At 49.9% G+C, this 23,728-nt stretch carries 22 protein-coding genes and 2 tRNA genes; 9 read left to right on the plus strand and 15 right to left on the minus strand.

Going from position 1 to position 23,728, the window contains the following annotated elements; genetic code table 11:
- Positions 1-71: 71 nt before the first annotated feature.
- A complete protein-coding gene (locus tag HPS53_RS09995) occupies positions 72-779 on the minus strand; it encodes an HAD family hydrolase (RefSeq protein WP_253942875.1) in 708 nt (235 codons plus the stop codon).
- 178 nt (positions 780-957) lie between these two features.
- Here HPS53_RS09995 and HPS53_RS10000 point away from each other — a divergent pair, with 178 nt between their 5' ends.
- The 5 genes from HPS53_RS10000 (at position 958) to HPS53_RS10020 (ending at position 6,625) form a co-directional block, all read left to right on the plus strand.
- The gene (locus HPS53_RS10000; RefSeq protein ID WP_172205979.1) at positions 958-1,137 is read left to right on the plus strand and encodes a hypothetical protein; all 180 of its coding nucleotides are present in this window, start codon (positions 958-960) and stop codon (positions 1,135-1,137) included.
- Positions 1,124-1,912 carry a threonine/serine exporter ThrE family protein gene (locus HPS53_RS10005; protein ID WP_172205980.1) on the plus strand — a complete coding sequence of 263 codons (789 nt, stop codon included), beginning with the start codon at positions 1,124-1,126 and terminating at the stop codon, positions 1,910-1,912. Before HPS53_RS10000 ends, HPS53_RS10005 begins: the two co-directional genes overlap by 14 nt.
- Positions 1,913-1,924: 12 nt before the next feature.
- Entirely contained in the window at positions 1,925-2,404 is a 480-nt protein-coding gene (locus HPS53_RS10010; RefSeq protein WP_172205981.1) for a threonine/serine exporter family protein, read from the plus strand.
- Positions 2,405-2,488: 84 nt separating this feature from the next.
- Positions 2,489-3,394 (plus strand): LysR family transcriptional regulator, encoded by a 906-nt coding sequence (locus HPS53_RS10015; protein WP_172205982.1) that lies wholly within the window; start codon positions 2,489-2,491, stop codon positions 3,392-3,394.
- A gap of 198 nt (positions 3,395-3,592) precedes the next feature.
- Positions 3,593-6,625, plus strand: coding sequence for an endo-1,4-beta-xylanase (locus tag HPS53_RS10020; RefSeq protein WP_253942876.1), 3,033 nt, complete (start codon positions 3,593-3,595; stop codon positions 6,623-6,625).
- A 93-nt stretch (positions 6,626-6,718) separates the two neighbouring features.
- On the opposite strand, the gene HPS53_RS10025 is transcribed toward HPS53_RS10020, so the two are convergent.
- Positions 6,719-7,258: a carbonic anhydrase gene (locus HPS53_RS10025; RefSeq protein WP_104368531.1), complete on the minus strand. Its 540-nt coding sequence runs from the start codon at positions 7,256-7,258 to the stop codon at positions 6,719-6,721.
- 325 nt (positions 7,259-7,583) lie between these two features.
- Here HPS53_RS10025 and HPS53_RS10030 point away from each other — a divergent pair, with 325 nt between their 5' ends.
- Positions 7,584-8,126 carry a DUF2500 family protein gene (locus HPS53_RS10030; RefSeq protein WP_172205983.1) on the plus strand — a complete coding sequence of 181 codons (543 nt, stop codon included), beginning with the start codon at positions 7,584-7,586 and terminating at the stop codon, positions 8,124-8,126.
- A gap of 211 nt (positions 8,127-8,337) precedes the next feature.
- On the opposite strand, the gene HPS53_RS10035 is transcribed toward HPS53_RS10030, so the two are convergent.
- From HPS53_RS10035 to HPS53_RS10070, 8 genes are all read right to left on the minus strand, one after another.
- A complete protein-coding gene (locus tag HPS53_RS10035; RefSeq protein ID WP_104368529.1) occupies positions 8,338-9,885 on the minus strand; it encodes a YifB family Mg chelatase-like AAA ATPase in 1,548 nt (515 codons plus the stop codon).
- 9 nt (positions 9,886-9,894) lie between these two features.
- Complete coding sequence (locus tag HPS53_RS10040; protein ID WP_172205984.1) at positions 9,895-10,893, minus strand: TlpA disulfide reductase family protein; 999 nt, start codon at positions 10,891-10,893, stop codon at positions 9,895-9,897.
- Positions 10,894-10,899: 6 nt separating this feature from the next.
- Positions 10,900-12,582, minus strand: coding sequence for a hypothetical protein (locus HPS53_RS10045; protein ID WP_104368527.1), 1,683 nt, complete (start codon positions 12,580-12,582; stop codon positions 10,900-10,902).
- 228 nt (positions 12,583-12,810) lie between these two features.
- A tRNA-Leu gene (locus HPS53_RS10050) sits at positions 12,811-12,896 on the minus strand.
- 15 nt (positions 12,897-12,911) lie between these two features.
- Positions 12,912-12,984, minus strand: a tRNA-Gly gene (locus tag HPS53_RS10055).
- 65 nt (positions 12,985-13,049) lie between these two features.
- Positions 13,050-13,625, minus strand: coding sequence for a hypothetical protein (locus HPS53_RS10060; RefSeq protein ID WP_104368526.1), 576 nt, complete (start codon positions 13,623-13,625; stop codon positions 13,050-13,052).
- A gap of 109 nt (positions 13,626-13,734) precedes the next feature.
- Entirely contained in the window at positions 13,735-15,075 is a 1,341-nt protein-coding gene (gene argH, locus HPS53_RS10065) for an argininosuccinate lyase (RefSeq protein ID WP_172205985.1), read from the minus strand.
- Between the two features lie 895 nt (positions 15,076-15,970).
- Positions 15,971-17,224, minus strand: a complete 1,254-nt coding sequence (locus tag HPS53_RS10070) for an ATP-binding protein (RefSeq protein ID WP_104368269.1) — start codon at positions 17,222-17,224, stop codon at positions 15,971-15,973.
- Positions 17,225-17,906: 682 nt separating this feature from the next.
- On the opposite strand from HPS53_RS10070, the gene HPS53_RS10075 reads away from it, so the two are divergent.
- Entirely contained in the window at positions 17,907-19,862 is a 1,956-nt protein-coding gene (locus tag HPS53_RS10075) for a hypothetical protein (RefSeq protein WP_172205986.1), read from the plus strand.
- Positions 19,863-19,921: 59 nt separating this feature from the next.
- A complete protein-coding gene (locus HPS53_RS10080; RefSeq protein ID WP_146078726.1) occupies positions 19,922-20,107 on the plus strand; it encodes a hypothetical protein in 186 nt (61 codons plus the stop codon).
- A gap of 208 nt (positions 20,108-20,315) precedes the next feature.
- On the opposite strand, the gene HPS53_RS10085 is transcribed toward HPS53_RS10080, so the two are convergent.
- A complete protein-coding gene (locus tag HPS53_RS10085) occupies positions 20,316-20,729 on the minus strand; it encodes an SRPBCC family protein (RefSeq protein ID WP_172205988.1) in 414 nt (137 codons plus the stop codon).
- Positions 20,730-20,777: 48 nt separating this feature from the next.
- On the minus strand, positions 20,778-21,410 hold the full coding sequence (gene pyrE, locus HPS53_RS10090; protein ID WP_104370136.1) for an orotate phosphoribosyltransferase: 633 nt from the start codon (positions 21,408-21,410) through the stop codon (positions 20,778-20,780).
- 15 nt (positions 21,411-21,425) lie between these two features.
- On the opposite strand from pyrE, the gene HPS53_RS10095 reads away from it, so the two are divergent.
- Positions 21,426-21,578: a hypothetical protein gene (locus tag HPS53_RS10095; RefSeq protein ID WP_172205990.1), complete on the plus strand. Its 153-nt coding sequence runs from the start codon at positions 21,426-21,428 to the stop codon at positions 21,576-21,578.
- 81 nt (positions 21,579-21,659) lie between these two features.
- Here HPS53_RS10095 and HPS53_RS10100 read toward each other — a convergent pair whose 3' ends face one another.
- The 3 genes from HPS53_RS10100 to prmC are packed head-to-tail and all read right to left on the minus strand — an operon-like array spanning position 21,660 to position 23,712.
- Positions 21,660-22,358: a ComF family protein gene (locus HPS53_RS10100; protein WP_172205992.1), complete on the minus strand. Its 699-nt coding sequence runs from the start codon at positions 22,356-22,358 to the stop codon at positions 21,660-21,662.
- On the minus strand, positions 22,358-22,822 hold the full coding sequence (locus tag HPS53_RS10105; RefSeq protein WP_172205994.1) for a regulatory protein RecX: 465 nt from the start codon (positions 22,820-22,822) through the stop codon (positions 22,358-22,360). The genes HPS53_RS10100 and HPS53_RS10105 overlap by 1 nt, the downstream gene beginning before the upstream one ends.
- Complete coding sequence (gene prmC, locus HPS53_RS10110; RefSeq protein WP_172205996.1) at positions 22,819-23,712, minus strand: peptide chain release factor N(5)-glutamine methyltransferase; 894 nt, start codon at positions 23,710-23,712, stop codon at positions 22,819-22,821. The genes HPS53_RS10105 and prmC overlap by 4 nt, the downstream gene beginning before the upstream one ends.
- Positions 23,713-23,728 lie beyond the last annotated feature (16 nt).

Below are 23,728 nucleotides of genomic sequence, written 5' to 3' on the forward strand. Positions count from 1 at the left end.
GCCGTTAACATTTTAAATACACTTTATATATGCCTCACAGTTGTTTTACATACGCCTCACATTCGCAAATGTTACCGACCGGACAATACCAGTGACGGCAATTCGCTAATGTGCGACAACCTGACAATCCGCTCATGGGCATATTCCTCCGTCTTTTCCAACTGCCATGTGACGTGAAACGGGATATGAACAGCACGGGCGCCGATAGCCACCGCAGGAGCTATATCGCTGCGAAACGAGTTGCCAACCATGAGAACACGCCCAGAAACGACGCCGAGACGATCGCACAGAGCGGCATGCTCACGCTCGGTCTTGTCAGAAACAATCTCAACATGCTCGAAAAAACCGGCCAGTCCCGAACGGCGCAACTTATTTTCCTGATCGAGAAGCTCGCCCTTGGTGAACACTGCCATACGGTAACCGGACAGTCGGGCCAACGCATCGTAAACTCCGGGAAGCGGCACTGCCGGCATGGACAACAGCGACTTACCCATCCTCACAATCTCTCCGACCACATCACCGGACACCTTTCCACCACTGACCCGCACTGCATTTTCTATGAGCGACAGCGTGAAAGCCTTGGTGCCATAGCCGAGCAGAGCCATGTTATCCCGCTCTGTACGAAACAATTCGCCGGCCACCGTCTTCTCATCACCATACGACGAGAGCAACTCGCAGTAGCGGCGCTCTACCTTCTCGAAATGCGACTGACAGTCCCAAAGCGTATCATCGGCATCAAACACGATGACCTCTATACCATCCGAAAACATATTATCCATTCCTATACTTTTGATTTTACAGGAAGACAAAATTACTTAAAATATAATTAAAAGACAAATAAATACCTCCTTATATACCATTTACCGATAGCCGCTATTCACAATAACGCATCCAAATCATTTTCCGCCCGACAATCATGCCGTAACTTTGCCGGATGAATATAAAAAACGATAAGTTATGACAACAGCTATATTACTATCCTACGAAGCGCTGCCAATATACGGATGCCTCATTTTCGTGGCTTTCGTGGCATTCGGCGACACAGTGTGCAAAAAATTAAACTCACTGAACAAGAAACACCATCTCATATCATGGGACAACGACACCATATATTCAACAGACGATGACGACAATTAAACACACAACCACCGACAGGCATGAGCTTGAAACATTCCTGTGCGACTATGCCGCGACACTGCTTGAATGCGGAGCCACTACGGTAAGGATAGAGAAAAACGTTCTACGCATGGCAGAGGCATACGGCAGCGAGACGGAAGTGAACATCTATCCGCGCCACGTGGAAGTAGTGGTAAAAGACGAGGCGGCAGGCAGCATCATCGTCAGGAGCAAGGCTACATGCCTATGCGCCGTGAACTATTCCACAGTGAAAGCGCTAAGCAAACTAAGCCTCCACTGCCGTGAGCGACATCTGCCGCTCGGCACGGCAATCATGCTATACCGAAAAGTGACAGGCACGCCAAGAATACCTTTTCCGGCAGTGACCGCCCTCACTTCGCTCGCCAATGCATCGTTCTGCCGCCTGTTCGGAGGCGACGGCATGGCAATGCTCATAGTGCTCGTTGCCACGGCCTGCGGTTTTTACGTCAAAGACGCCTTGCACAGAAAGTGGCATATCGACCCACGCCTATCCATCATAGCCGCAAGCTGCATATCTGCCGTAATGTCGTGTTCCGCACGTGTTTTCAGTTGGAGCGACACTCCAGATACAGCACTGGCCACAAGTGTGCTCTACCTCGTGCCGGGAATACATTACATGAATGCCGTGAGCGACCTGATCAACGGTCACCACATCTGCGCCATGAGCCGGTTCATCACAGCCTCGATCACCACCATTTGCCTGTCTGCCGGGTTATACCTCTGCTTATTGATAATGAACATCAACATCATGTAAACAAACATAAGGATGACATACATTTTAGAAGATTGCATCTTTGCGGCGATTGCCGCCATCGGTTTCGGCAGTATAAGCAATGTGCCTGTCAGAAACTTTTCAGACTGCGCCCTGCTTGCCGCCGCAGGCCACGGCACGAGAACACTGCTGACCGACAGGCTCGACATGTCCGTCATTACGGCAAGTTTTATCGGCAGCCTCGTTATCGGCCTGCTGGCCGTGCCTCTATCATCACACAGGAAAGCCCCGGCCGAGAGCATCTCGTTTCCGGCTTTGCTGCCAATGATTCCCGGCATGTACGCTTACCGCACGATACAAGCTTTCCTGCTCTGCATACGCCACGCTTCGGAAAACGACTTCATGCACCACCTATATCAACTGAACTACAACGGCTTTCTATGCTGCTGCATCATCGTACTTATGTTCATCGGAGTGACCGTGCCCATATTCTGCATCGGCAAATATTCCCCACAGGACACAAAGTTAAAATGACATTATAAATGCCGGACGAAAGTTTTTTTGAGCAAAACGATGTATCTTTGCACATAGAAAAACCTAAGAAACGACCATTAATACATGGAACTAAGACACCTGAAATCATTTATACAGGCGGCGAGAACACTGAATTTCTCTGAGGCCGCACGCGCCACATGCGTCACACAGAGCACTTTCTCGCAGACTATAAAGCAACTGGAAGACGAGCTCGGCTGCGCCCTGTTTTTCAGAAACTCGCACGAAGTGACACTCACCGAACCGGGAAAGGAACTGCTCCCATTTGCCGAGAGAGCCATACAGACAGCCGACGACTGCGCCAACCGCATGGAAGATCTGAAAAACATGAAATGCGGTACATTGAACATCGGAGTGACACACTCGTTCAACATGGTGATGCACGAGACCATAAAAGACTTCATCAAACGCTATCCGGAGATACGCCTGAATGTGGTATACATGCCCATGGCCGAACTGATAGAAAGACTGTCGAAGAGAGAACTGGACTTCGTGCTGTCTTTCCGGCCGCAAGGCCACTATCCGCAGATAGAATCGCATATCCTTTTTGAAGACCGCCTGTCTGTGATCGCACGGAAGGACCATCCTCTGGCCAGAAAAGAAAGCATATCGCTCACCGACCTTTCCGACTATCCGATAGCATTGCCGGCCAAAGGACTGCAAGCGCGCAAAGTGTTGGAGAGCATATTGCCCGATGGCAACGCCGAGCTTAACGTGCATATAGAGATGAACGAGGTGACACCGCTTCTGCGCATTGTCCGCAACACCGGTATATGCACAATACTATCCGGCTCGGCCACCGAAGACGCGGAAGACCTTAAAGCCATTCCAATCTGTCACGAACGATGCAGGATGGAAGGTTCCGTGCAGACATTGAAAGGATGTTACAGAAAGGCGGCCGCCAAAGAATTCATACGTATTCTCAGTGAGACCTCATTGGTAAGAAAACGTATCAGCGAATGGCTTGCATGACAACCGTCCGCCATAGACAACAATAAAGCCACGTATACCGACACCTTCATTTTATCGAGACCGGATATTTGCCTTCCACAATGATTATTCACCGCTTATTTCTGCGTTTTGAGAAAAAACAAGTAACTTTGTAGCCTTGATATCGTTATGAACGGTTGAATTATAAATATTACTAATAAAAAGGATCATATTTAAATCATGAGAAGAAAATTCTTTGGCATGGTCGCTGCTGTCTTTGCGGCATGGTGTGGAAATAGCAATGCCGCACCGCTGACAGTATGTGACTTCGAGAACTACGCAGTAGGCACGGAATGGGTATTATGGCGAAACGGCGACGGAGAGATCGCGTCGACGGCAAAAGTGGAAACAGACCCGGCAAACCCGAACAACAAGGTACTGCACGTCGTGTTGAAAGACTGGGGATGCCATCCCGAATTCATATTGCCCACAGAGCTGAGGGGCAAAGCGCTTACAGACCGCTACCAGACAGTGAGATACGACCTCTACCGCAGCACCGAAGAGGTTGACGACTGGAAACAGTTTGCCGCCTTCATCGGTACGCAAGAGGTATACCGTGACGAAGGTTACCCGCACCAAGGCGACAAGGGGAAATGGCAGACCAAGGCATATACTCTGAAAGAAGTGGCCGAAGACAATAACTCTGGCGTAATCCGCCTCGGCATACACCACAACAATTCAGACTTCTACATAGACAACATACAACTGGTGGGAGAGCTGGACGACTACATCACCCCGGAAGACGGAGAGACACTCGATTATTGCGTCAAAAACTCGTCAAGCTCCTACAAGAACATATCGGACAACATATACATCCCTGTCGGGCAGACGGCCAACGTCCGCACATCCCGTTACTCGGAGTGGACCGGCAAAGTGGCAGGTGGCGGAACGCTGAACATCTATGCCGGAGGCGAACGCTCATACATAGGAACGGCTAACAGCAAAGGCGCCACATATCCAGAGTGGAATGCCATGACTGGCGACATACACGTGTTCCCATACAAAGGAATGGAAGCAAACTGCGGTTTCTACGGCTTGCTGCTGAGCAGCGGAACATTCCAACCCGACAATATCGAGGCTTCTCGCGGCAACACCATATTCGCCGACAAGAAAGTGGTGCTGCACAATGGAGCGACAATAGCCGTGGAGTCGGGCACAAGAGGCATCAGAATAGGTGAGCTGAACACGGAAGAGGGAAGCGTGCTCGACGGATATTATAAGAAAAGCTCGGCCAACTCCTACTACGTTATCGGCGCAAACAATACCGATGCCGTTCTCGCAGGAAAGATATATGCGTCAAACGAGGGCAACAAGATAGGACTGATAAAGGAAGGCAAGGGTACATACACCATCACCGGCAACGACAATAACATCAGTGCCGGAATACGCCTGCTCGACGGAACATTGGTTATCGACAACGACGCGGCGGCGGCACAATCCGGCAAAAAGAGCGGAGCCGTGGGCGGCAGCGGCACTGTGTTCGTGTTCAAGGGTACTACACTGGCCGGCAACGGAAACGTGGCCGCACAGACAGAGGTATACGGCAATGTAGCTCCCGGCACCAAGAATCCGGGCACTCTGCACATCGCCAACTACGCGGCGGCATCAGACGTAAACATAACCCTACACCCGGAGGCAAACATCATTTGCAGAGTCAAGAACACCGAAGAGCACGACCTGCTCGACATAAAGGGTACACTGGCATACAACAACAAGACACAGGACTTCGAGACATCGGAGAAAATGCCACGCCTGACAATAGCGCTCACAGAAGATGCCAAACTGACGGTGAACGATGAGATTACACTGCTCACCGCAACGAAGAAACAGGGTAACGACTGGGGCTTCCGGTTCAGATATCCGAAAGACTACACATGGGTCGTGGAGCAGCGCGAGAATACCGACGGCTCTTACAGCGTGGTGGCAAAGGTGACCTCGCTGGATTACAGCGGCCAGGGCGAAGTGGAAGATGATGACGACGACACAGGTAACAAAGGCGAGTATCCGGATGACGACTGGACGGCAGACATGACTGACGACACCCCGCTGCGCACATACGCACAGAAGCTCGGCAAGAACATCGGTATGGCCGTGGCAAGCTATCGCTACGATTGCAGCCGCGACGACGGTGAAGCCGGACTGGCGGGCAGGGAGTTCAACATCATCGTAGGTGAGAACGAGATGAAATTCGACGCCACGGAACCGAGTCAGGGCAACTTCAACTACGGAGGTTCTGACGCGGTGATGTGGGTGGCCGACCGATTCGACCAGGAAGTGAGAGGGCACACACTGGCATGGCACCAGCAGGTTCCCACATGGCTGAGCAAAGACGGAAAGAAGAACGACCATAACTTCACCAAACGCGAGTTGCTTGACATACTGAAGAACCATATCTTCAACGTGGTGGGCAACTACAAGGGAAGAATCCGCGAATGGGACGTATGCAACGAAGTGCTCGACGACGACCAGAGCATCGTGCGCACAGACCCCGACGCATACAAGCTCAGACCATCAATATGGGCGACATACATCGGCGAGGAGTTCATCGACTCGGCATTCGTATGGGCGCATCAGGCCGACCCGCAGGCAAAGCTTTACATCAACGAATACGGCGCCGAGTTCATGGGCGGCACGAAAACCGAGGCATACTTCAACCTCGTGAAGAGACTGAAAGCGTCGAAACTGCCGATAGACGGTGTCGGACTGCAATGCCACCTGACTACCGGAGAGCTTGACACGCTAAAACTGGAAAAGAACATCAGACGTTACGCCGACATCGACATGAAGTGCATCATCACCGAACTTGACATTGCACTGGCCAATCCATACGCGTCGGACGCTCTCGACATACAGGCAAAAGAATACGGAGCCATCACGCGAGTATTCCTCAGAAACGAGAACTGCCCGTCGATGCTGATATGGGGTATATCGGACAATCACTCATGGAGACAGAACCAACCGCTGATGTTCGACAGCAACCTGAAAGCCAAACCTGCATATTACAACGTGCACGCACAACTGAGACTCGCTGCGGAGAAGATGCAGGAAGACAGCATCGGACAAATATCCGACAATGACAAAGCGGGCATTCCGGTTTCCGTCATCCGCATGAATGCAAACGGACAAATCGTGAACACGGCCAAAGGGCTCGTAATCGAGAAGCGTATCTACTCTGACGGCAGCTGCAAAGTGGAGAAGAAGATATACAAATAAAAAAAACGACATAAAAAAATGCGGGCGTACTAATAATCGGTACGCCCGCATTTTTATGTCAAACGTTCATCATGCAACGGTCGGACACCGCGTTCACAGGGTTGTAAGCTCACCCGTGGTAGAGTCCATTATATAACCGGCCACGCGAATATCGGCCGCCATCAACGGATGATTGGCTATAAGATCGACGGTTTCAAGCACGGCATCGGCACTGTTTTCAAATCCGTGAAGCCATCCGTCAAGGTCAATACCGCAATGGCGCATCAAAGTGATATGCTCCTCACTGATGCCTCGCTCACGCATAAGGTCAAGCATCTCGGCTGCGTTCATACCCTGCACTCCGCATCCGGTATGCCCTATCACCATTATCTCGTTTACTCCGAGTTCATATACGGCCACCAGAAGCGACCGCATCGTAGAGTCAAACGGATTGACAATCGTACCTCCGGCGTTCTTTATTATCTTCACATCGCCGTTGCGAAGCCCCAATGCCGCCGGCAACAGTTCCACGAGCCGGGTATCCATGCAAGTGACGATGGCAATACGCTTGTCCGGATATTTCGACGTGACAAACCTCTCATACCCCTTTGAGGCGACAAACTCCCTGTTGTAATTCAAAATCTCGTCTATCATAAATTAATGTAATGTCAGCTATGTTATCGGAAAACAAAATTACGCAAAATATCCCATACACCAAATGACTGCCGCCTGTTTTTTATTACCGACCTGCAATATAAATGCTTAAAACGGTCAAGGGCCTATCACTACCATGATGAGGCAATTTTTACCAGGCAATACAGGCTGTGCCTTACATCACAAAAAACATCGTCATAAAGTAATATGGCTTCATGTTATATCGTAACGAAATGGCCGCATGACGATAAAAAACGAATTAAACAGGCAATAATAAGCCAGCTTTTGAGTAACTTTGCCTAAAAGGTCATATTTTATAAAAACAATGTCTTCTACAACAATAACAATTACGGGAATAATCGTTCTTGTGTGCCTGAATACATGGAACATTATGATTTATCATCAGACACTCACCGATTGGACACCCATTCTCGCCATTGCGACAGCGGGCACGGCGCTCCTGTGGCTACCGACAAAAAAAATATGGAAACGCATGTTCCCATCAACAAAGACATGGGTACGGGCCACGGCGCATGCCATCACGGCGGCCAGCCTCATCGTCTTTGTCATATTGGCGGGAAATTACTATATTGAAGACGCTTCGTCCGAACACCGGGAAGAAGTTACCGTGCAGCGGAAGTTCAGCAGGAAACGCCAACAGACACGACGCATACGTGGACGGGTATATTCAAGCGGAAAGACTTATTACGTGTATTACATGACAGTAAAGTTTGACAACGGCCGGACAAAAGAGATGCAAATAAGCCTGAAACAATATAACAGGATACGAACCGGAACACGATATCACCTGCAAATAGGTAAAGGCGCTTTCGGGCTGCCTATCATCAAGAGCAGGAACATAATGTGATTTTTCACAGTGGGAGCCATAATCAATTTGCAGGTATGCCATTTCCCGCAACTTTTCAAACAGTTTTTATCAATAAAGGCCCGACAGTATTAAAATAGAAAATTAAAAAGGCTTTCTTGCACGCCGTACATGGCTGTTTGGCAAATATAGATGATGTTTTAACTTTACGTATACAGGTGGGTGCCTACCGCAATGCCCACATGTATTAAACTTACACTCCCCTCTCTGCCCAGTCGCCCCTGTCGAGATTTCTATATCCGATGGCCTCGGCAAGGTGATGCGACAATACATCGGCCGACCCTTCGAGGTCTGCTATTGTCCGGGCCACTTTGAGTATCCGGCTGTACGCCCGGGCTGAGAGAGACAGCCTCTCCATTGCCATGCGGAGCATATCGAGCGACGACGCATCGGGTTCCGCATACCGATGAATCATGCGCTCGGTCATCTGTGCGTTGCAGTGTATGCCCTTAAAGTCTTTAAAGCGCCGCTCCTGAAGATGGCGCGCGGCAATGACGCGCTCGCGGATGTCGGCCGACGGTTCGCCCTGTTCTCCCTTCGATATGTCGCTGAACGGCACCGGCGTTATCTCCGTCTGTATGTCTATGCGGTCAAGCAACGGTCCGCTGATTTTGTTCATATATCGCTGTATCTGTCCGGGAGAGCACACGCAGCGGTGCGTCGGGTCGCCGTAATACCCGCACGGACAGGGATTCATCGAAGCCACGAACATAAACGAGCATGGATATTCCACCGTATATTTTGCCCTGCTTATTGTTATATGCCTGTCTTCAAGCGGTTGCCTCATGACTTCAAGCACCGTACGGTTGAACTCCGGCAACTCGTCGCAGAACAGCACACCGTTATGGGCAAGCGAAATTTCTCCCGGCTGGGGATTGTGCCCGCCACCGACAAGAGCAACCTGCGATATGGTATGATGAGGAGCGCGAAACGGCCTCTGGGTAATCAGGGACGTGTCACGGCTGAGCTTGCCGGCGACACTGTGTATCTGCGTTGTCTCAAGACTCTCCGAGAGAGACAGCGGCGGGAGTATCGACGGCAACCGTTTGGCCATCATCGACTTGCCGCTGCCCGGCGGGCCTATCATTATCAGGTTATGACCGCCGGCGGCGGCCACTTCAAGCGCCCGTTTCACGCTCTGCTGTCCACGGACATCGGCAAAATCAAGCTCAAAAGTACTCTGCCGCTCATAAAACTCCTTGCGGGTATCCGTCACGGTGGGCTCTACCGACGTGTCACCATTGAAGAATGCTATGACTTGGGTGATGTTTTCCATACCGTACACGTCGATATTGTTCACCACGGCCGCTTCCCGTATGTTCTGCTTCGGCACTATAAGCCCTTTGAAACGGTCGGCTCTGGCCTTTATGGCTATGGGCAACGCTCCGCGCACAGGCTGCAAGCGCCCGTCCAACCCCAGCTCCCCTATCATCATATAATCACCGAGCCGACAGGCGTCTATCTTCCCGTTGGCCGCCAATATGCCTATCGCCAACGGCAGGTCGTAGCCGCTTCCCTCCTTGCGGATGTCGGCCGGCGCCATGTTCACGGTTATATCAGCCACCGGAAACTTATATCCGTTGTTTTGAAGAGCCGCAACAATGCGGTCGTGACTCTCCCTGACAGCGACATCCGCAAGCCCCGTGAGGTGATACATCACCCCTCGTGACATGCAGACCTCTATGGTGACGGTTATGGCTTCAAGTCCGGGCACCGCCGCACAGTATGTTTTTACAAGCATTATCGTGTTTTATTTCAGTATCGATTCGGTTTTCTCTTCCAGTTCACGGGCGGTCAGGTTTGAGGCTATGACCTTGCCTTTGGCATCGAACACAATGTTGCCCGGCACGGTGGAAAGTCCCAGGCTGCTTATCACAGGGGAGTCCCACATACGGCCGTCGCAGATATTGGGCCAGTCTACGGAGTCTCTTTCAAGCGCGGCGTTGCAGTCAGCGGCCCGGGCATCGACGCTGATGCTCATCACAGACATGTCCGCCCCGTACTTCTTCTTCAATCCTTTTATCCGCCTCAACATCGCCTGACTGTCGTAATTCCACGACGCCCACAGGCAGACGATGTTCACTTTGCCGTCCATCATCGCCCTGTCCACTATCTTTCCGTCCGTATCCGTGGCACGGAAGTCGACCGGCCTGCCGCCTTTCCGCGCCGCTTGCAGGCTTTTCAACTGCTTGTTGAGCGCGGCCAGCCTACGGTTGGCGTTATTTGCCTTAATCATCAGGGCGGTCAGCTCATACGCTTTCCCGTAATCGGGCGTCCCTTTCATGATGATGTATCGCTCCACGGCATACATAGCGGCCGACGACAACGGATTTTCCCTTACGAATTCTTCCACGGCGGCGGTAATCTCCGGCGGTGACAACTTGTTAATCCGCATGCGCAAATCGGTCATCAACTCATTATCGGCCGTGCCCTCGATCTCCATTTCCTTCAAGTTTGACACGTCGCCGCTGATTGTAGCCGTGGCTCCCGGCTCTCCGAACACCGCCTGCTCCGAGAAATTGGGAAACACGATGACGAATGTGGCGGGTCTTTCGAGGTCCGTCTCATACGCAAAACGGCCGTCGGCGACTTTTATCGTGTCCATGCCGTCGGCCGCCCCGTCCCTGCTGTATACATAGAACTCACCCTGATTCAAGTTTCTGAACCGGCCTTCGATACGGAAACGTCCGCTCTCGGCACCGCATGAAACCAGTATCAGGGTGAGCAATAAAAATCCGGTAAACCGCATTTTTCCTTATTTGCTGATGTTCCTTAGTTCGAGATCAGCGGCCGCATACCTGGCCAGCGAGGCATCCTTTGCCACAGCAGTGCGCAGTGCGGCTGCCGCTTCGGTGTTATTGCCTTGGCGAGCGTTGAGCACCGCTTTAAGATACGATGTCATGGCGTCGGCATTCTTCACGTTGTTCAGCGTGGTGGCAGCGGCAGCGTAGTTCTTGTTCAGTATCTGCGCCAGTGCCGCACTGTTGGAGCTCACCTTGCCGAAGTCGCGCTCAGCCTGTGCATAGTTACCTTGCGCAAGATGCAGGTTACCGAGCGCCTCGGCATATCCGCTTGCTCCCGTGCCTTTTGCTATATATCCTTCGGCAGCGTTCAGGTCTCCTTCCTGCAAGGCCATGAGTCCGAGATTTATGTTAGCCTCGGCACTGTTGGCATTGATTGCCGTGGCCTTTGCTATGTATCTCTTTGCCTCCACGTTGTTACCCTTTGCCATTTCCATTGCCGCAATGTTGTTGTATGCACGGCAATCATTGGGATATATCTCAGTGGTCTTCTTGTAGATGGCTTCCTGCTCAGCGGGGTTTTCGGACAGAGTGGCGGCATAAAGCATCTCTTCCACGCTGAGTTGCTTGGCGTCTTTAGACAACTGTGCCATGATCTGCTCGTCATCACGACCTACAACCTCGTAATTGATTGTAAGGCGCGCGCGGCGCAACTGCGGCAGAATGCCGTCGGCAAGCTCACGGAACGCCTGGCTGATATTCTTTATCTGCTGTTCTCTCTCCTCGGGATCTTTATACATCGAGAGCACTCTCAGTATCACGTCCTTGTCCTGTATGTCAGACGCTTTGACCAGTTCCTGAAATCCTTCCCAGTCCTGTGCCGTATAGCCGCCGTCCACCGGAGCGTCAAGTTTGGCGCTCTTCAACTGCTGCTGCACATATTTCTCCGATGTCTGGCGACGCTTGTCGGCCAGTTTCTCGTTTAGTTTGAAGCCTCCGTCGGGCGACGCGTATGCCGATACCTCCACGTTGTTTAGAATGAGTCCCTCCTGATTGTCGTTTATATCCTTGAGCAGTCTGACAAACTCGGTCACCGAGTTGTTTTTCAGCTCGCTCTTGCGTAGTGTGGCCTGCTGGATGAGGAACTTGATGTTGGCCTCCTGCTTCTGCTGTGTCACACGCTGGAATGCGTCGGGAGCTATGCTGCTCTCGGCCGTGCGCACTGTCGTCTTGCACAGCTCTGACGTGGCTATGACACCTGTTGCCACCTTAACCGCAGGTACCTCTACCTCTTTCTTGCCCACACGGGCGTTGAAAGTGAGATACATGTCGCTCTTCTGCATTTCGGGAACGTACTTGAAACTGGTCTTCATCGTGTAGTTTCCGCCCACGAGATATGATATTGTCTGGTCGTTACCTTCCACTTTCTCGCCTTGGAACGTAGCGCTCGCGCCCCGGGCCACCATGCCGTCGGCATATCGCAACTCGGGCGTTACCGTCACCACAGCCTTTTTCTTCATGTACTTCTCGGGGAACATACCGTTTATCGTGGCAGGCACCTGACCGGAATGGGCTTCCAGCGGGTCGGGAACGACCTTGAAATTGTCTGCCGAAAGCGCCCCGAGCTTTGAGGAGCATGACGTTGAAAGCAGCATCATCGATGCCGCGGAAAGTAATAATAGATTATTCTTCTGCATATTTATTAATGTATTAAGTTATTCAACTGTTATGCAAAGATAAACATCTGCGATGATTAAGCACCCCTTTTAATGTTTTATTTTACTTTATTAGCACTTTTAAAGGTAAAAAAGTAAAAAGGGTAGAAAAGTAAAAAGGTAGAAAAGCTTTGGAGACGGCTTGTCCAACAGCATGCCGCACGGCTTTTTTACCTTTTTACTTTTTTACCCTTTTACCTTTACACACCGTGCCGCGAGCGGGACTCGAACCCGCACGGCCATCACTGGCCAAGGGATTTTAAGTCCCTCGTGTCTACCAATTCCACCATTGCGGCATCCATGTATCAGTGAGCGGAAAACGGGACTCGAACCCGCGACCCCGACCTTGGCAAGGTCGTGCTCTACCAACTGAGCTATTTCCGCATTCTTATTGCGGGTGCAAAGGTAGCGCTATTTATCGTAACGGCCAAACGTTTTTACAAAAAAAATCAGTTGTATACCGTCATCTCAACGCCGTTATAACCAATCTTGTATCGCATCAGCGGCCTGCCGCCAGTCTCCGTCGGCCGGCCGTCGTAGTTCAGCTCATAGCTCCGCTTGCATTTGCCGCACGTCACGGCCTGCCCGCCCCTCGTCCATGCCAGCAGGATACTCACTCCCGAGATGTCGCCGGTAACAATGCAGTTGGGACACTGGCTGTCGTAGGCACACGGTCCGTTAAACACCGAGCAGCCTACGATTATACTGTTTGCCGCCCCCACGTTTCCTATCCTGTAGTTTTCTCTGTCTGTGGTGATTGGCAGGTCTTCGGTATCGATGCCGTTGTTGGACGATATGGACAGCCTGTTTATACCCTGCGTCTTGCGCACGTCGACCCGCACGAACGAGCCGGGGTTGTCCATCACCCGCGTAAGCAGGCTCGTAGGGTGCAGCCGGGTGTCGAAAGCGAAAGCACACGGATAGTTGCTTCCGTATGTCTCCTCCGCTTTGTCGCACGAGCAGAGCGACGCGACGGCGAGCAGCACAGGAAGAACGGTATTGATGATTGTCTTGCGTATTGTCATTGCTGTTTTTATCTTGTAATGGTTCCGACAAGAATGTTTTTCCCGATCTTGTTTCTTAATGCCAAATCCCCGTGAAAGCGTACTCTCCCGCGACCCGGGAACCGGAAAGCTATCTCGAAAGCAGTGTTCGCTCCGCCTCCTCGGCCTTGTCGAAACCGAAGCCGGCCATCGTGCCGGCCATCATAGCCCTTATGCTGTCGTTCATCAGGTTGCCGATGCTCCCCTCATGCGTATGGCGGATATTGCGGTCGGGCACGAACGTGCCGGCCTCGATGTCCAGTCCCACCTTCTTATATGCGTCACGGAACGGCATTCCGGCGGCCGCGAGGCGGTTGACCTCCTCCACAGAGAACATCGGGTCATACATCTTGTCATCCAGCACACCCTCATTCACCTCGATACGGCTGATGATATACGCCGCCATGCGCAGACAGTCTTTCAGCTCGCCGAACGCAGGCAGAAACGTCTCCTTTATTATCTGCAAGTCACGGAAATAGCCGGTGGGCAGGTTGTTCATTATCAGCGTTATCTGTTGCGGCAGCGCCTGCAACTTGTTGCTCTTGGCACGTATAAGCTCAAACACATCGGGGTTTTTCTTGTGCGGCATTATCGAGCTGCCCGTGGTGCACTCCCGTGGCAACCTGACGAACCCGAAGTTCTGGCTGTTGAACATACATGCGTCATAAGCCAGCTTGGAAAGCGTGCCCGCTATCGAGGCCATGGCGAAAGCCACATTACGCTCCGTCTTGCCCCGACCCATCTGGGCGTATACCACGTTATAGTCCATCGAGTCAAACCCGAGCAGCTCGGTGGTCATCGTCCTGTTCAGCGGAAACGAGCTGCCATAGCCCGCAGCCGACCCGAGCGGATTGCGGTTTGCCATGCGGTAGGCCGCCTGCAAGAACAGCATATCATCGGCAAGGCTCTCGGCGTGCGCTCCGAACCACAACCCGAACGAGCTTGGCATCGCCACCTGCAAGTGTGTGTAGCCCGGCATGAGCACGTTCTTATACTCATCGCTTTTGGCCAACAGCTCGTCAAACAGGCCGCCGGTTGCCATGGCTATCTCTTTCAACTCGTGGCGGATGAACAGTTTGAGGTCTACCAGCACCTGGTCGTTCCGCGACCGCCCGCTGTGTATCTTCTTTCCCATATCGCCGAGACGGCGGGTGAGCATCAGTTCTACCTGTGAGTGCACGTCCTCAACACCATCCTCAATCACAAAACCGCCACGCTCGCACAAATCGTATATCCGCCGAAGCTCGGCCAGCAGTTCGGCCAGCTCGGCCTTTTCCAGCAGTCCTATGCTTTCGAGCATCTTGATGTGAGCCATGGAACCGAGCACATCGTACCGGGCGAGATAGATATCCATCTCGCGGTCGCGCCCCACAGTAAAGCGCTCTATCTCACTGTTTATCGCAAAATCCTTTTCCCAGAGTTTGTTTGCCATTGCCATTATTCTATAAAATATGTGTCGCCGACAGTGGCGACAACGGTTTCCGATTGCAAAAATAAGAAATAAAATCGAGACGGCGGGCAAAGGCAACAGCCTATTTTCAGGATTTGCCCCACGCCAATCACACATCGGGAAAAAACAACCGCAAAAGTCACAGCTCCGTTATCCCTCCGCCTGTCGACATGATTACTGTGCGCTTTATGTTCTCCGCGGTTGTACGAGAGGTACGTCACAGTGTCATGATTTTATCACTAATTTAACACTTTCTTTTTCCATGAAATAGAAAACGGAAACGATACCGATTGCGATATACAACACGATAGAGCGCCCGGCAGAAAACCGAAAATCCGTCTTTTTCCCGCAACGGGGCACCCGTTGGAAGCCGTTTGGCAGGTAATCGCGAGCCATTTAGATACTAAACGGAAGCCAACGGGATACTAAATGCAGACCAACGGGACGCTAATCGGATTGCACAAACCTTGAAAACGAAGAGTGCTTGACATGCGGACGAAACAAAATTCACGTATGACACTGACTATCAACCAATTGCGCAAAATATCAAAATACCGCGATATTTACGGCAACAGGATTTCCATTTTTAAACGGGCAAGTTTTGAACAGCGTTTTGTAAATATTATTACCAACGTCCATAAGAGTTTTTTACATCCCGCCACTTTTGTTTTTTATCAAACCATCATCCAACACAAGTTTATACAAGAGGCTTATACACTTTGTTAAAACGTCAAAATCCTTTTTTTAAAAATAAAATGCAATCTTTTGTCAACATGGAATAGTTCTTTGTGAGGTTCCATTTCCATCTACCAAGCTATTATTAAAATTGAAACAGAAGAAACAAACCTGCATTCAGATTACTTGTCGTATATGTTTTTCATATATCCAAACTATCCTCATCGAGCAGGAAATCAAATAGTCCGATAGTGAGTATTCCCTCCTCATTCCGGCGAGGCATAATGTGGTCTTTGACAACAATAATTTTCTTAAAAGAGTCATTGATGTTTATCAACGAACGAGATTCCTGTATCTCCTTTTCTCTATCAGGGATAGATAGAGCCGATTGCACATAATACTTCTTACTACCGAGAGTGGCGATAAAATCCACTTCCAGTTGGATGCGAAGCCACTTGCCGTCCTTATCAGGCTTCTTTATTTCCACCATTCCTACATCAACACTGTAACCACGGACAACCAATTCATTGTAGATGATATTTTCCATGATATGCGTTTCCTCCTGTTGACGCATATCAAGAATGGCATTTCTCAAACCAATGTCTGCGAAATAATACTTAGAAAGCGTGTTGATATACTTCTTTCCTTTTATATCATATCGCATTGCCTTATTCAAAAGAAACGATTCTGATAAGTAGATAAGATAATTAGAAATGGTCTGACTACCAATCTTTACATTTTTTACGCTCTTAAAAGTATTCGACAACTTTGTAGGATTACATGACGCACCTATACATGATGCCATTATAAGCACCAGCTCACGCATCTCATTCCCATTCTTTATTTTATGCCTCTCAATAATGTCTGACAAATAAACAGTCTCAAACAAATTCTTCAAATAGTTTATCTTCTTTTGTTCCGTATCAAAAGATTGAATGAGAGGCAAGCCGCCATAAGTATAATATTCTCGCCATACGTCTTGCTTATCCCCACCTACAGCAGAATAAAATTCTGAAAAAGAAAGAGGATTAACATGGATTGTCTCCCCTCGGCCACGAAACTCTGTCGGGATGTCGGATGATAAAAAGTGAGAGTTACTTCCTGTCACATATGTATCGGCGTTTTCGATATGGCGGAAACTGTTCAAAACATCAACGAATTCATCCATCAGTTGCACCTCATCTATAATGATATAGTAGAGTTCCCTGTCTTTAATTCTATCATGGACATAATGGAGCATCGTATCTGGATTCCTCAAATCCTTGTTCATTCGATCTTCAAGATCAACACGGATGATATGGTCATTTGTCACACCATTTTCCAACAGATAGTGATAAAACAAAACATTCAAGAGGTATGATTTGCCGCATCTGCGAATTCCCGTTATAATCTTGATGAATCCGTTTTGACGGCTTGCTATCAATTGCTGGAGATACCTATCTCTTTTTATTTCCATAACTTACATTAAATTTTTGCCAAGATTGGCGTTTTTACAACGCAAAGATATATAGAATTCATTGATTTGCACAAATTATTATAATAAAAAATCGCCAAAGTTGGCAGTTTTTATTTTTAAACGGGCAAGTTTTGAACAGCGTTTTGTAAATATTATTACCAACGTCCATAAGCGTTTCTTACATCCCGCATCTGTCATTTTTTTATATTATTCATATATCCGGAATCGCACTGATTGCATATCTGCAAGCTGTCGAATAAATTTACAACTGTACAAAAAAAAACACATATAATATTTCTGCGTTCGGAAAATATTTCGTATATTTGCCAACCGAAAACGAATAACTATTTAACTGCTGACAAGCATACCGATGAACAACTTTAAACCGTATACAGGCTGTCCGACGATTGTCGGTACAACCACCCTAAGCCATAGGGGTGGGATAAGAAGTTGTGACAACATTTCCAATTATGCCGCCAGCGGCAAACGAACCGACGGGTATGCACGCCACACAGAAAACCAAGCGTATTGCGCCGCAGACCCGAAAATAACCCGACAACACCGAAACACAAAGCATAGCGAAGCGAAAAGCTCCGCCCAACTGTCGTGTACGTACACCAGCGGCATACAAGACAGACACTCAACACTCAAAATTTATTCAATAACTAATAACTTAATCTTTATGAAAAGAAATTTACTTAAAACATTGCTCGTGGCCGTCGGATTGGCCATGGGGGTGACAAACATGTCTGCTGCATTAAAAACTGTATGGTCAATAGACTTTACAGAAATTGGCAAAAAATATTCAGACAAAACAGGCATTACCATTCTTACCGACAACACCATTAATGTCGGAAATACGGTATTAGGGACCTGCAAAGCAAATGAAGACGTTTTAGATACAAAATTTCTTTTGCAAACAGGAACGAACTGGTTACTAAGACAGTCAAACGGACTGTACCAAGCTAATAGTGGAGGTCGCGCATTCGGACTTTCCGACTGCAAAAAAGGCCAGAAAATAACCATAGAGGCAACAGGAGCACCAACCATTGGCTCCAATCTTACGGAAGAATCAAGCGGCAATACGTCTGTATTTACAGTACAAGAAGATGGAGCTGTCAAATTCAACTTCCCAAGATACCTATATATTAAAAGAATCATAGTAGAGGAAAATGAAATATCCGAAGATGCAAAACCAACAACTTATACAATCAAATTTGTAGATCAGAGCAACAATACAATAAAAGAAGATATACAAATAGAAAGTCACATCGGTGAAGAAGTAAGCGCAAGCGAATCTATGCTTAATTCATTTAATACGGATGACAAAAAGTACATATACGTAAGTGGTAATAATACTATCACATTGGTTGAGGATACCGAACAGAACATTATCACTCTCATTTTCCGTGAAGCTGCGACTTGGAACTATACCGTAAATACCGTTGTAGCAGGAAATACCAATAAAATCGCCGAAGGTTCTGACTTTGAAGAAGAGATTGCCTATGTAAACTATCCACGCTATTATAATATTGACGGAATCCTATATTCACATGAAGCCAAAGGTAACAACGGATATTATTCACATAGCTTCACGATAAAATCAAACAATCAAATAGAAAATATCAATGGATATCAAGCAGTAAAAGAGAATATAGTATATTATAATGAAGCTGAGTCTATCAACGGATTGACAATGTCTTCTGCCGCTAATTCAGACATCCGTTGCTCTAATGGAAAATGCGCTTACAACGCAAACGAGGAAGCTGTAGCAATCGTTACTCTACCAGCCGGCAAATATAGGCTTTATACTTCCATTTGGGGAAGTGCCGGAACTGAATTCATATTCAAAGCAAATGATGTAAAAATAGAATCTTCTTATATTTGTAGTGATAAAGATCCCGGTACAAGCGGATTGTTCGCAAGTAAAGGCTATATACAAGATTATGAAAGCAAAGAGTTTACACTCTCAACAGAGACAGCCATAACTCTTGAAACAACAACAGACGGAAGTCGTGGCATAGACTTTATCTATATCCAGAGAACAGGCGACGCCACAGAGACCGTATCAGTCACAGACGCAGGTATGGCTACATACTGCCCGGCAGTGGCATTGGATTTCACCGGCGCCACAAAGATTGCGGCATATAAGGCAAGTGTAAGCGGAAACACAGTGACACTGACTAAGGTCAGCACGGTGGCCGCAGGCGAGGGAGTGCTGCTCCGCGCGCTCAATGACGCTGCGACTACGGAAGACATCGTCATAGCTGCCGAGGCCGAACGCAATGCCGGAAACGACTTTACAGGCGTGCAAGCTGAGACCACACTGAACGAGACCGATGGAGAATACACCAACTATGTGCTCTCGAAAGAGGGTGAGACCGTGGGCTTCTTCAAAGCCAGACCCGAAGCAGACGGAGGTACAAAGCTCGCGGCAGGCAAGGCATACCTGAAAGTGCTCACGACAAACGCCGCCAAAGGCATAAAGGTAATCTTCGACGGAGAGACCACAGGCATCGGCACGATAAAGGACAACACCGCGAAAGACAACGCAATATACAACCTCAACGGACAGCGTGTAGCCTCTCCGTCGAAAGGCCTGTATATCATGAACGGCAAGAAGATTATAGTGAAATAAACGGCAAGCGTACAATATCGGAATATAAAATCAACAAACAACAAATAAAAACAAGCAATATGAAAAAGCAATATATGACACCCCTAACAGAGGTAATGACGATAGAGACTGAACAGATAATGGCAGCAAGCATAATGTTCGACGAGAGCGGAAACACCGGCTCGGCCATATTCGGCGACGGACACGCGAGCGGTGAGGGTCTGTCGAAAGACCATCTCGACCTCTGGGGAGATGACGAAGAATAAAACGTTTTTTTAAAAAGGTAGAGAGCTACCGGTTGGAGAATATGGTCTCGAGAGAGACTGGATTTAAAGAAAAACACAACGTTTGTTGTGATTAATTAAAAGTGAAAATAAAAATGCGGCTGCCCGTGATGGGCAGCCGCATTTTTATGTGCTATAAAACAATGTTTTCTCTCTCCACCGGCCTGTGGTATGGGAATGAGCCGCACGATTATTCGTAAGGCACCATCGCCAGCGCATCGGCGATCTTTTCAAGACCGTCGCGCAACGGCCCGGACACCATTCCCTTTATAAACGGGTTGATGTCGGCTTCGAGCGTTAACTTCATCTTGCTCGAAGTGTCGGTCACGGGCAGCACCTGTATCCACAGGTAGAAAGGGATTGGCGACTGTACGGCCTCAAACTTCACGCACTTCGGCTCCTCACGGCTTATTATCTGCATGCGCAACTCGCCCACGGGAGCCACGTTCACACTCACCGAGTCGTGGTCGAAACGGAAATCCTTGACCTTGTCTTCGGGCACGCGGTCGCGCACCTTCTCCAGATTTTCCAAGTTGCTGATACCATTGTACACCGCCGTTTGCGAATAAGGTATCTGCTTTATGCTGCTTTCAAATTTACTCATAGGACATGATTTTTAATTAACATAGTATTCCAGCCTGTCCGAGATATCTTACTTACGCCACTCGGCAGGATTGCTCCGCCACTCGTTAAGCACCTCTATGTCGGCATCGGCGATATAGCCTGTGGCCGCCGCGCGAGCCACCACATGCTCGTAGTCGGTAAGCGTCACGAGCTTCACACCGGCATCGGCAAACGCCTTCTCTGCCACCGGGAAGCCGTAAGTATAAGATGCCACCATGCCCACTACATCGCAACCATGCTTGCGCAGAGCCTCAACGGCTTTCAGGCTGCTGCCTCCCGTGGAGATGAGATCTTCCACGACAACCACTTTTGCGCCGGGTTCGAGATCGCCCTCGATAAGGTTTTCCATACCATGATCTTTCGGCTTGCTGCGCACGTAGGCAAAGGGCAGGTTCAGCTCGTCGGCCACCAGCGCCCCTTGGGCGATGGCGCCCGTCGCCACTCCGGCCACGGCCTCTACGCCGGGAAAGTTCTCCTGTATGGCATGGCACAGTTCGAGCTTCACGAAGGTGCGCAGGCCGGTATATGACAGAGTCTTGCGATTGTCGCAATAGAAAGGCGACTTCCATCCAGATGCCCATGTAAACGGATTACCGGGCTGCAACTTTATGGCTTTGATGTCGAGCAGTTTCGACGCGAAAATGTTTTTAATTGTATCCATATCTATTATATTTTGATGTTTATTTTCATTATCGTTCAGGCGGTGCGCATCGGTACATGCTTGCGGTCCGGAGCGCTGCCGCTTACGGACATCAACCGTATACGCATGCAAAATTACACAAAATATGCGAGATTAAGCATCGGCGGAGTGAAGAAAGGACAGACGTAGGAAAAAGAAAGGCTGTCTCTCAAATAGAGGAATACATACAACAGACCGCCAAAAGCCGGCTTCCTTGCTTCAAGCTGCCGTTCAACCATGTGAAAACGACAGCGCAAGCACACTGACAGTGACACCATCCGCCTCACTGACGGCACGGACACAAGACATCATCGTGGCTCCCGACGTTATGACATCGTCGACAAGCAGAACATGGCGGCCGGCTATACGCCCGGGGGCTTTCAACCGGAAGGTACCCTCCACGTTGTCCATTCTCTGCCCACGGCTCAGTTTTGTCTGGCTCACCGAGAACCCCTTGCGCTCAACAACGGCCGCATCAACAGGCAAACCGGCTACCTCCGCCACTCCACGGGCAAGTTCCTCACTCTGGTTGTAGCCTCTCGCACGGCGGCGCTTGCGGGTCAACGGTATGGGAACTATGATGTCGATACCGTCGAAAAAGCCGTCGGCCGCAAGCTCGGCCGCCATCATCCGCCCCATATACCGGCAGGCTCCCACATCTCCACGATACTTCATCTCATATACGATGGCGGCCGACTCTGCTTTCGGCCTGAAGAAAATAAACGCCGACGCTTTCATGACCGTCACCCGTCCCCAGAACAGCCGGGCCACAATATTGTCTTGCGGACGGGCATGATAACCGGTGCGCGGCAGATGAAGGACACACGACGAGCAGATAAAACGCTCCGAAGCCGCCAGCCGGGAGCCGCACACGGCACACGCACGGGGAGCGACCAGGTCGAGCAGACGGGTGAGAAAGCTTATACGCATCACTCCTCCGGGCAATCGACGCAATGCCTGATAATATCCATTGTAAAGCCGCGCCCCATGGCAAAACGCATCAGCTTCATGTTCATCTCATAGTCGCCCGACGCCTTTATGCCCTTGCGCTTGCTTTGAAGGAGAGATCGCAGCACGGCTATATACTCTCCGTCGTCGACCTCATCGAGCACCATGCGGCGTATATCGTCGTCTATCCGCTTCTGCCAGAGAGCCTGCTCTATCTTGCGCCGGCCCCACTTGCCGTATTTAATCTTGTCTGCCACAAAGGCACGGGCATAGCGCTCATCGTCCACGAACTTTCCGTCGGTGAGATATTCCATCACTCTTGCCTGCTCATCGTCCGTCAACTCCCAGCGGCGCATCTTCTCCCGCATCTCGTGGGCGCAGTGCTCACCCCGCGCACAGAGGCTCGTCAGCCTCAACAGAGCATCTTTTTCTGTAATCTTGGTCATTTGTCTTTATGGGGTTTGATGATATTTGATTCTTCGCCAACCGTCTTACATGCAACGGCGAAACGCTCCTTGCCGTACCCGTCTTCCACTATGCGCACACGGCCTAAGCCCATGCCGCGCAGCATGACAGCAAGCTCATCGGAATATATCGGGTTTATCTCAAAATACAGCCTGCCGCCCGGCTTGAGAGCCTTCACGGCATAGGCGGCGATAGAACGATAGAACAGCAGCGGATTGTCATCGGGCACAAAGAGCGCGGTATGAGGCTCGTGCTCAAGCACATTACGCTCCATTGACACACGCTCATTATCACATATATACGGCGGGTTGCTCACTATCACATTCCATTTGTCCGCATCGTCGGGCGGACTCAACGCGTCTTGAAGCGCAAAGAGCACATTCGCGCCAAGCCCACCGGCATTACGCTCCGCTATGGACAGCGCCTCGCCGGATATATCCCATGCCGTGACCGACGCTCCGGGAATATCGGCCGACAAAGTGACGGCTATACAACCGCTGCCCGTACCGATGTCGAGGACCGAAAATGGAGAAAAGGTGGACGGTCTGTCGTCAGCGCTATCACCCACCACCATCCTCACAAGCTCCTCCGTCTCCGGCCGCGGAATGAGCACGCCGGGAGCCACACGGAACGTGCGCCCGCAGAAATCGGCACAGCCGAGAACATACTGCACAGGCTCGGCGGCAGACAGGCGGACGATGATTTTCTCGAGTTCGAGACACTCGTCTGCGCTTAATTGTGTAACTTTGCCACAGTAAACATCGGTAGCCGACAAGCCGAAACGCATGTCGAGCACATACCTGACGATGGCTTTCGCCTCGCCTTGGGCATATATCGGAGTCAGCTTACGCCACAGTTCTTCGTATGTCATGATATGCAAAGGTAGT

Source organism: Prevotella sp. PTAC, assembly GCF_013166535.1.
Lineage (GTDB): Bacteria > Bacteroidota > Bacteroidia > Bacteroidales > Bacteroidaceae > Prevotella.

Coding starts and splice junctions, on each gene's coding strand:
- HPS53_RS09995 (WP_253942875.1), bottom strand. CDS start 779: ATGGATAATATGTTTTCGGATGGTATAGAGGTCATCGTGTTTGATGCC.
- HPS53_RS10000 (WP_172205979.1), top strand. CDS start 958: ATGACAACAGCTATATTACTATCCTACGAAGCGCTGCCAATATACGGA.
- HPS53_RS10005 (WP_172205980.1), top strand. CDS start 1,124: ATGACGACAATTAAACACACAACCACCGACAGGCATGAGCTTGAAACA.
- HPS53_RS10010 (WP_172205981.1), top strand. CDS start 1,925: ATGACATACATTTTAGAAGATTGCATCTTTGCGGCGATTGCCGCCATC.
- HPS53_RS10015 (WP_172205982.1), top strand. CDS start 2,489: ATGGAACTAAGACACCTGAAATCATTTATACAGGCGGCGAGAACACTG.
- HPS53_RS10020 (WP_253942876.1), top strand. CDS start 3,593: ATGAGAAGAAAATTCTTTGGCATGGTCGCTGCTGTCTTTGCGGCATGG.
- HPS53_RS10025 (WP_104368531.1), bottom strand. CDS start 7,258: ATGATAGACGAGATTTTGAATTACAACAGGGAGTTTGTCGCCTCAAAG.
- HPS53_RS10030 (WP_172205983.1), top strand. CDS start 7,584: ATGTCTTCTACAACAATAACAATTACGGGAATAATCGTTCTTGTGTGC.
- HPS53_RS10035 (WP_104368529.1), bottom strand. CDS start 9,885: ATGCTTGTAAAAACATACTGTGCGGCGGTGCCCGGACTTGAAGCCATA.
- HPS53_RS10040 (WP_172205984.1), bottom strand. CDS start 10,893: ATGCGGTTTACCGGATTTTTATTGCTCACCCTGATACTGGTTTCATGC.
- HPS53_RS10045 (WP_104368527.1), bottom strand. CDS start 12,582: ATGCAGAAGAATAATCTATTATTACTTTCCGCGGCATCGATGATGCTG.
- HPS53_RS10060 (WP_104368526.1), bottom strand. CDS start 13,625: ATGACAATACGCAAGACAATCATCAATACCGTTCTTCCTGTGCTGCTC.
- argH (WP_172205985.1), bottom strand. CDS start 15,075: ATGGCAAACAAACTCTGGGAAAAGGATTTTGCGATAAACAGTGAGATA.
- HPS53_RS10070 (WP_104368269.1), bottom strand. CDS start 17,224: ATGGAAATAAAAAGAGATAGGTATCTCCAGCAATTGATAGCAAGCCGT.
- HPS53_RS10075 (WP_172205986.1), top strand. CDS start 17,907: ATGAAAAGAAATTTACTTAAAACATTGCTCGTGGCCGTCGGATTGGCC.
- HPS53_RS10080 (WP_146078726.1), top strand. CDS start 19,922: ATGAAAAAGCAATATATGACACCCCTAACAGAGGTAATGACGATAGAG.
- HPS53_RS10085 (WP_172205988.1), bottom strand. CDS start 20,729: ATGAGTAAATTTGAAAGCAGCATAAAGCAGATACCTTATTCGCAAACG.
- pyrE (WP_104370136.1), bottom strand. CDS start 21,410: ATGGATACAATTAAAAACATTTTCGCGTCGAAACTGCTCGACATCAAA.
- HPS53_RS10095 (WP_172205990.1), top strand. CDS start 21,426: ATGTTTATTTTCATTATCGTTCAGGCGGTGCGCATCGGTACATGCTTG.
- HPS53_RS10100 (WP_172205992.1), bottom strand. CDS start 22,358: ATGCGTATAAGCTTTCTCACCCGTCTGCTCGACCTGGTCGCTCCCCGT.
- HPS53_RS10105 (WP_172205994.1), bottom strand. CDS start 22,822: ATGACCAAGATTACAGAAAAAGATGCTCTGTTGAGGCTGACGAGCCTC.
- prmC (WP_172205996.1), bottom strand. CDS start 23,712: ATGACATACGAAGAACTGTGGCGTAAGCTGACTCCGATATATGCCCAA.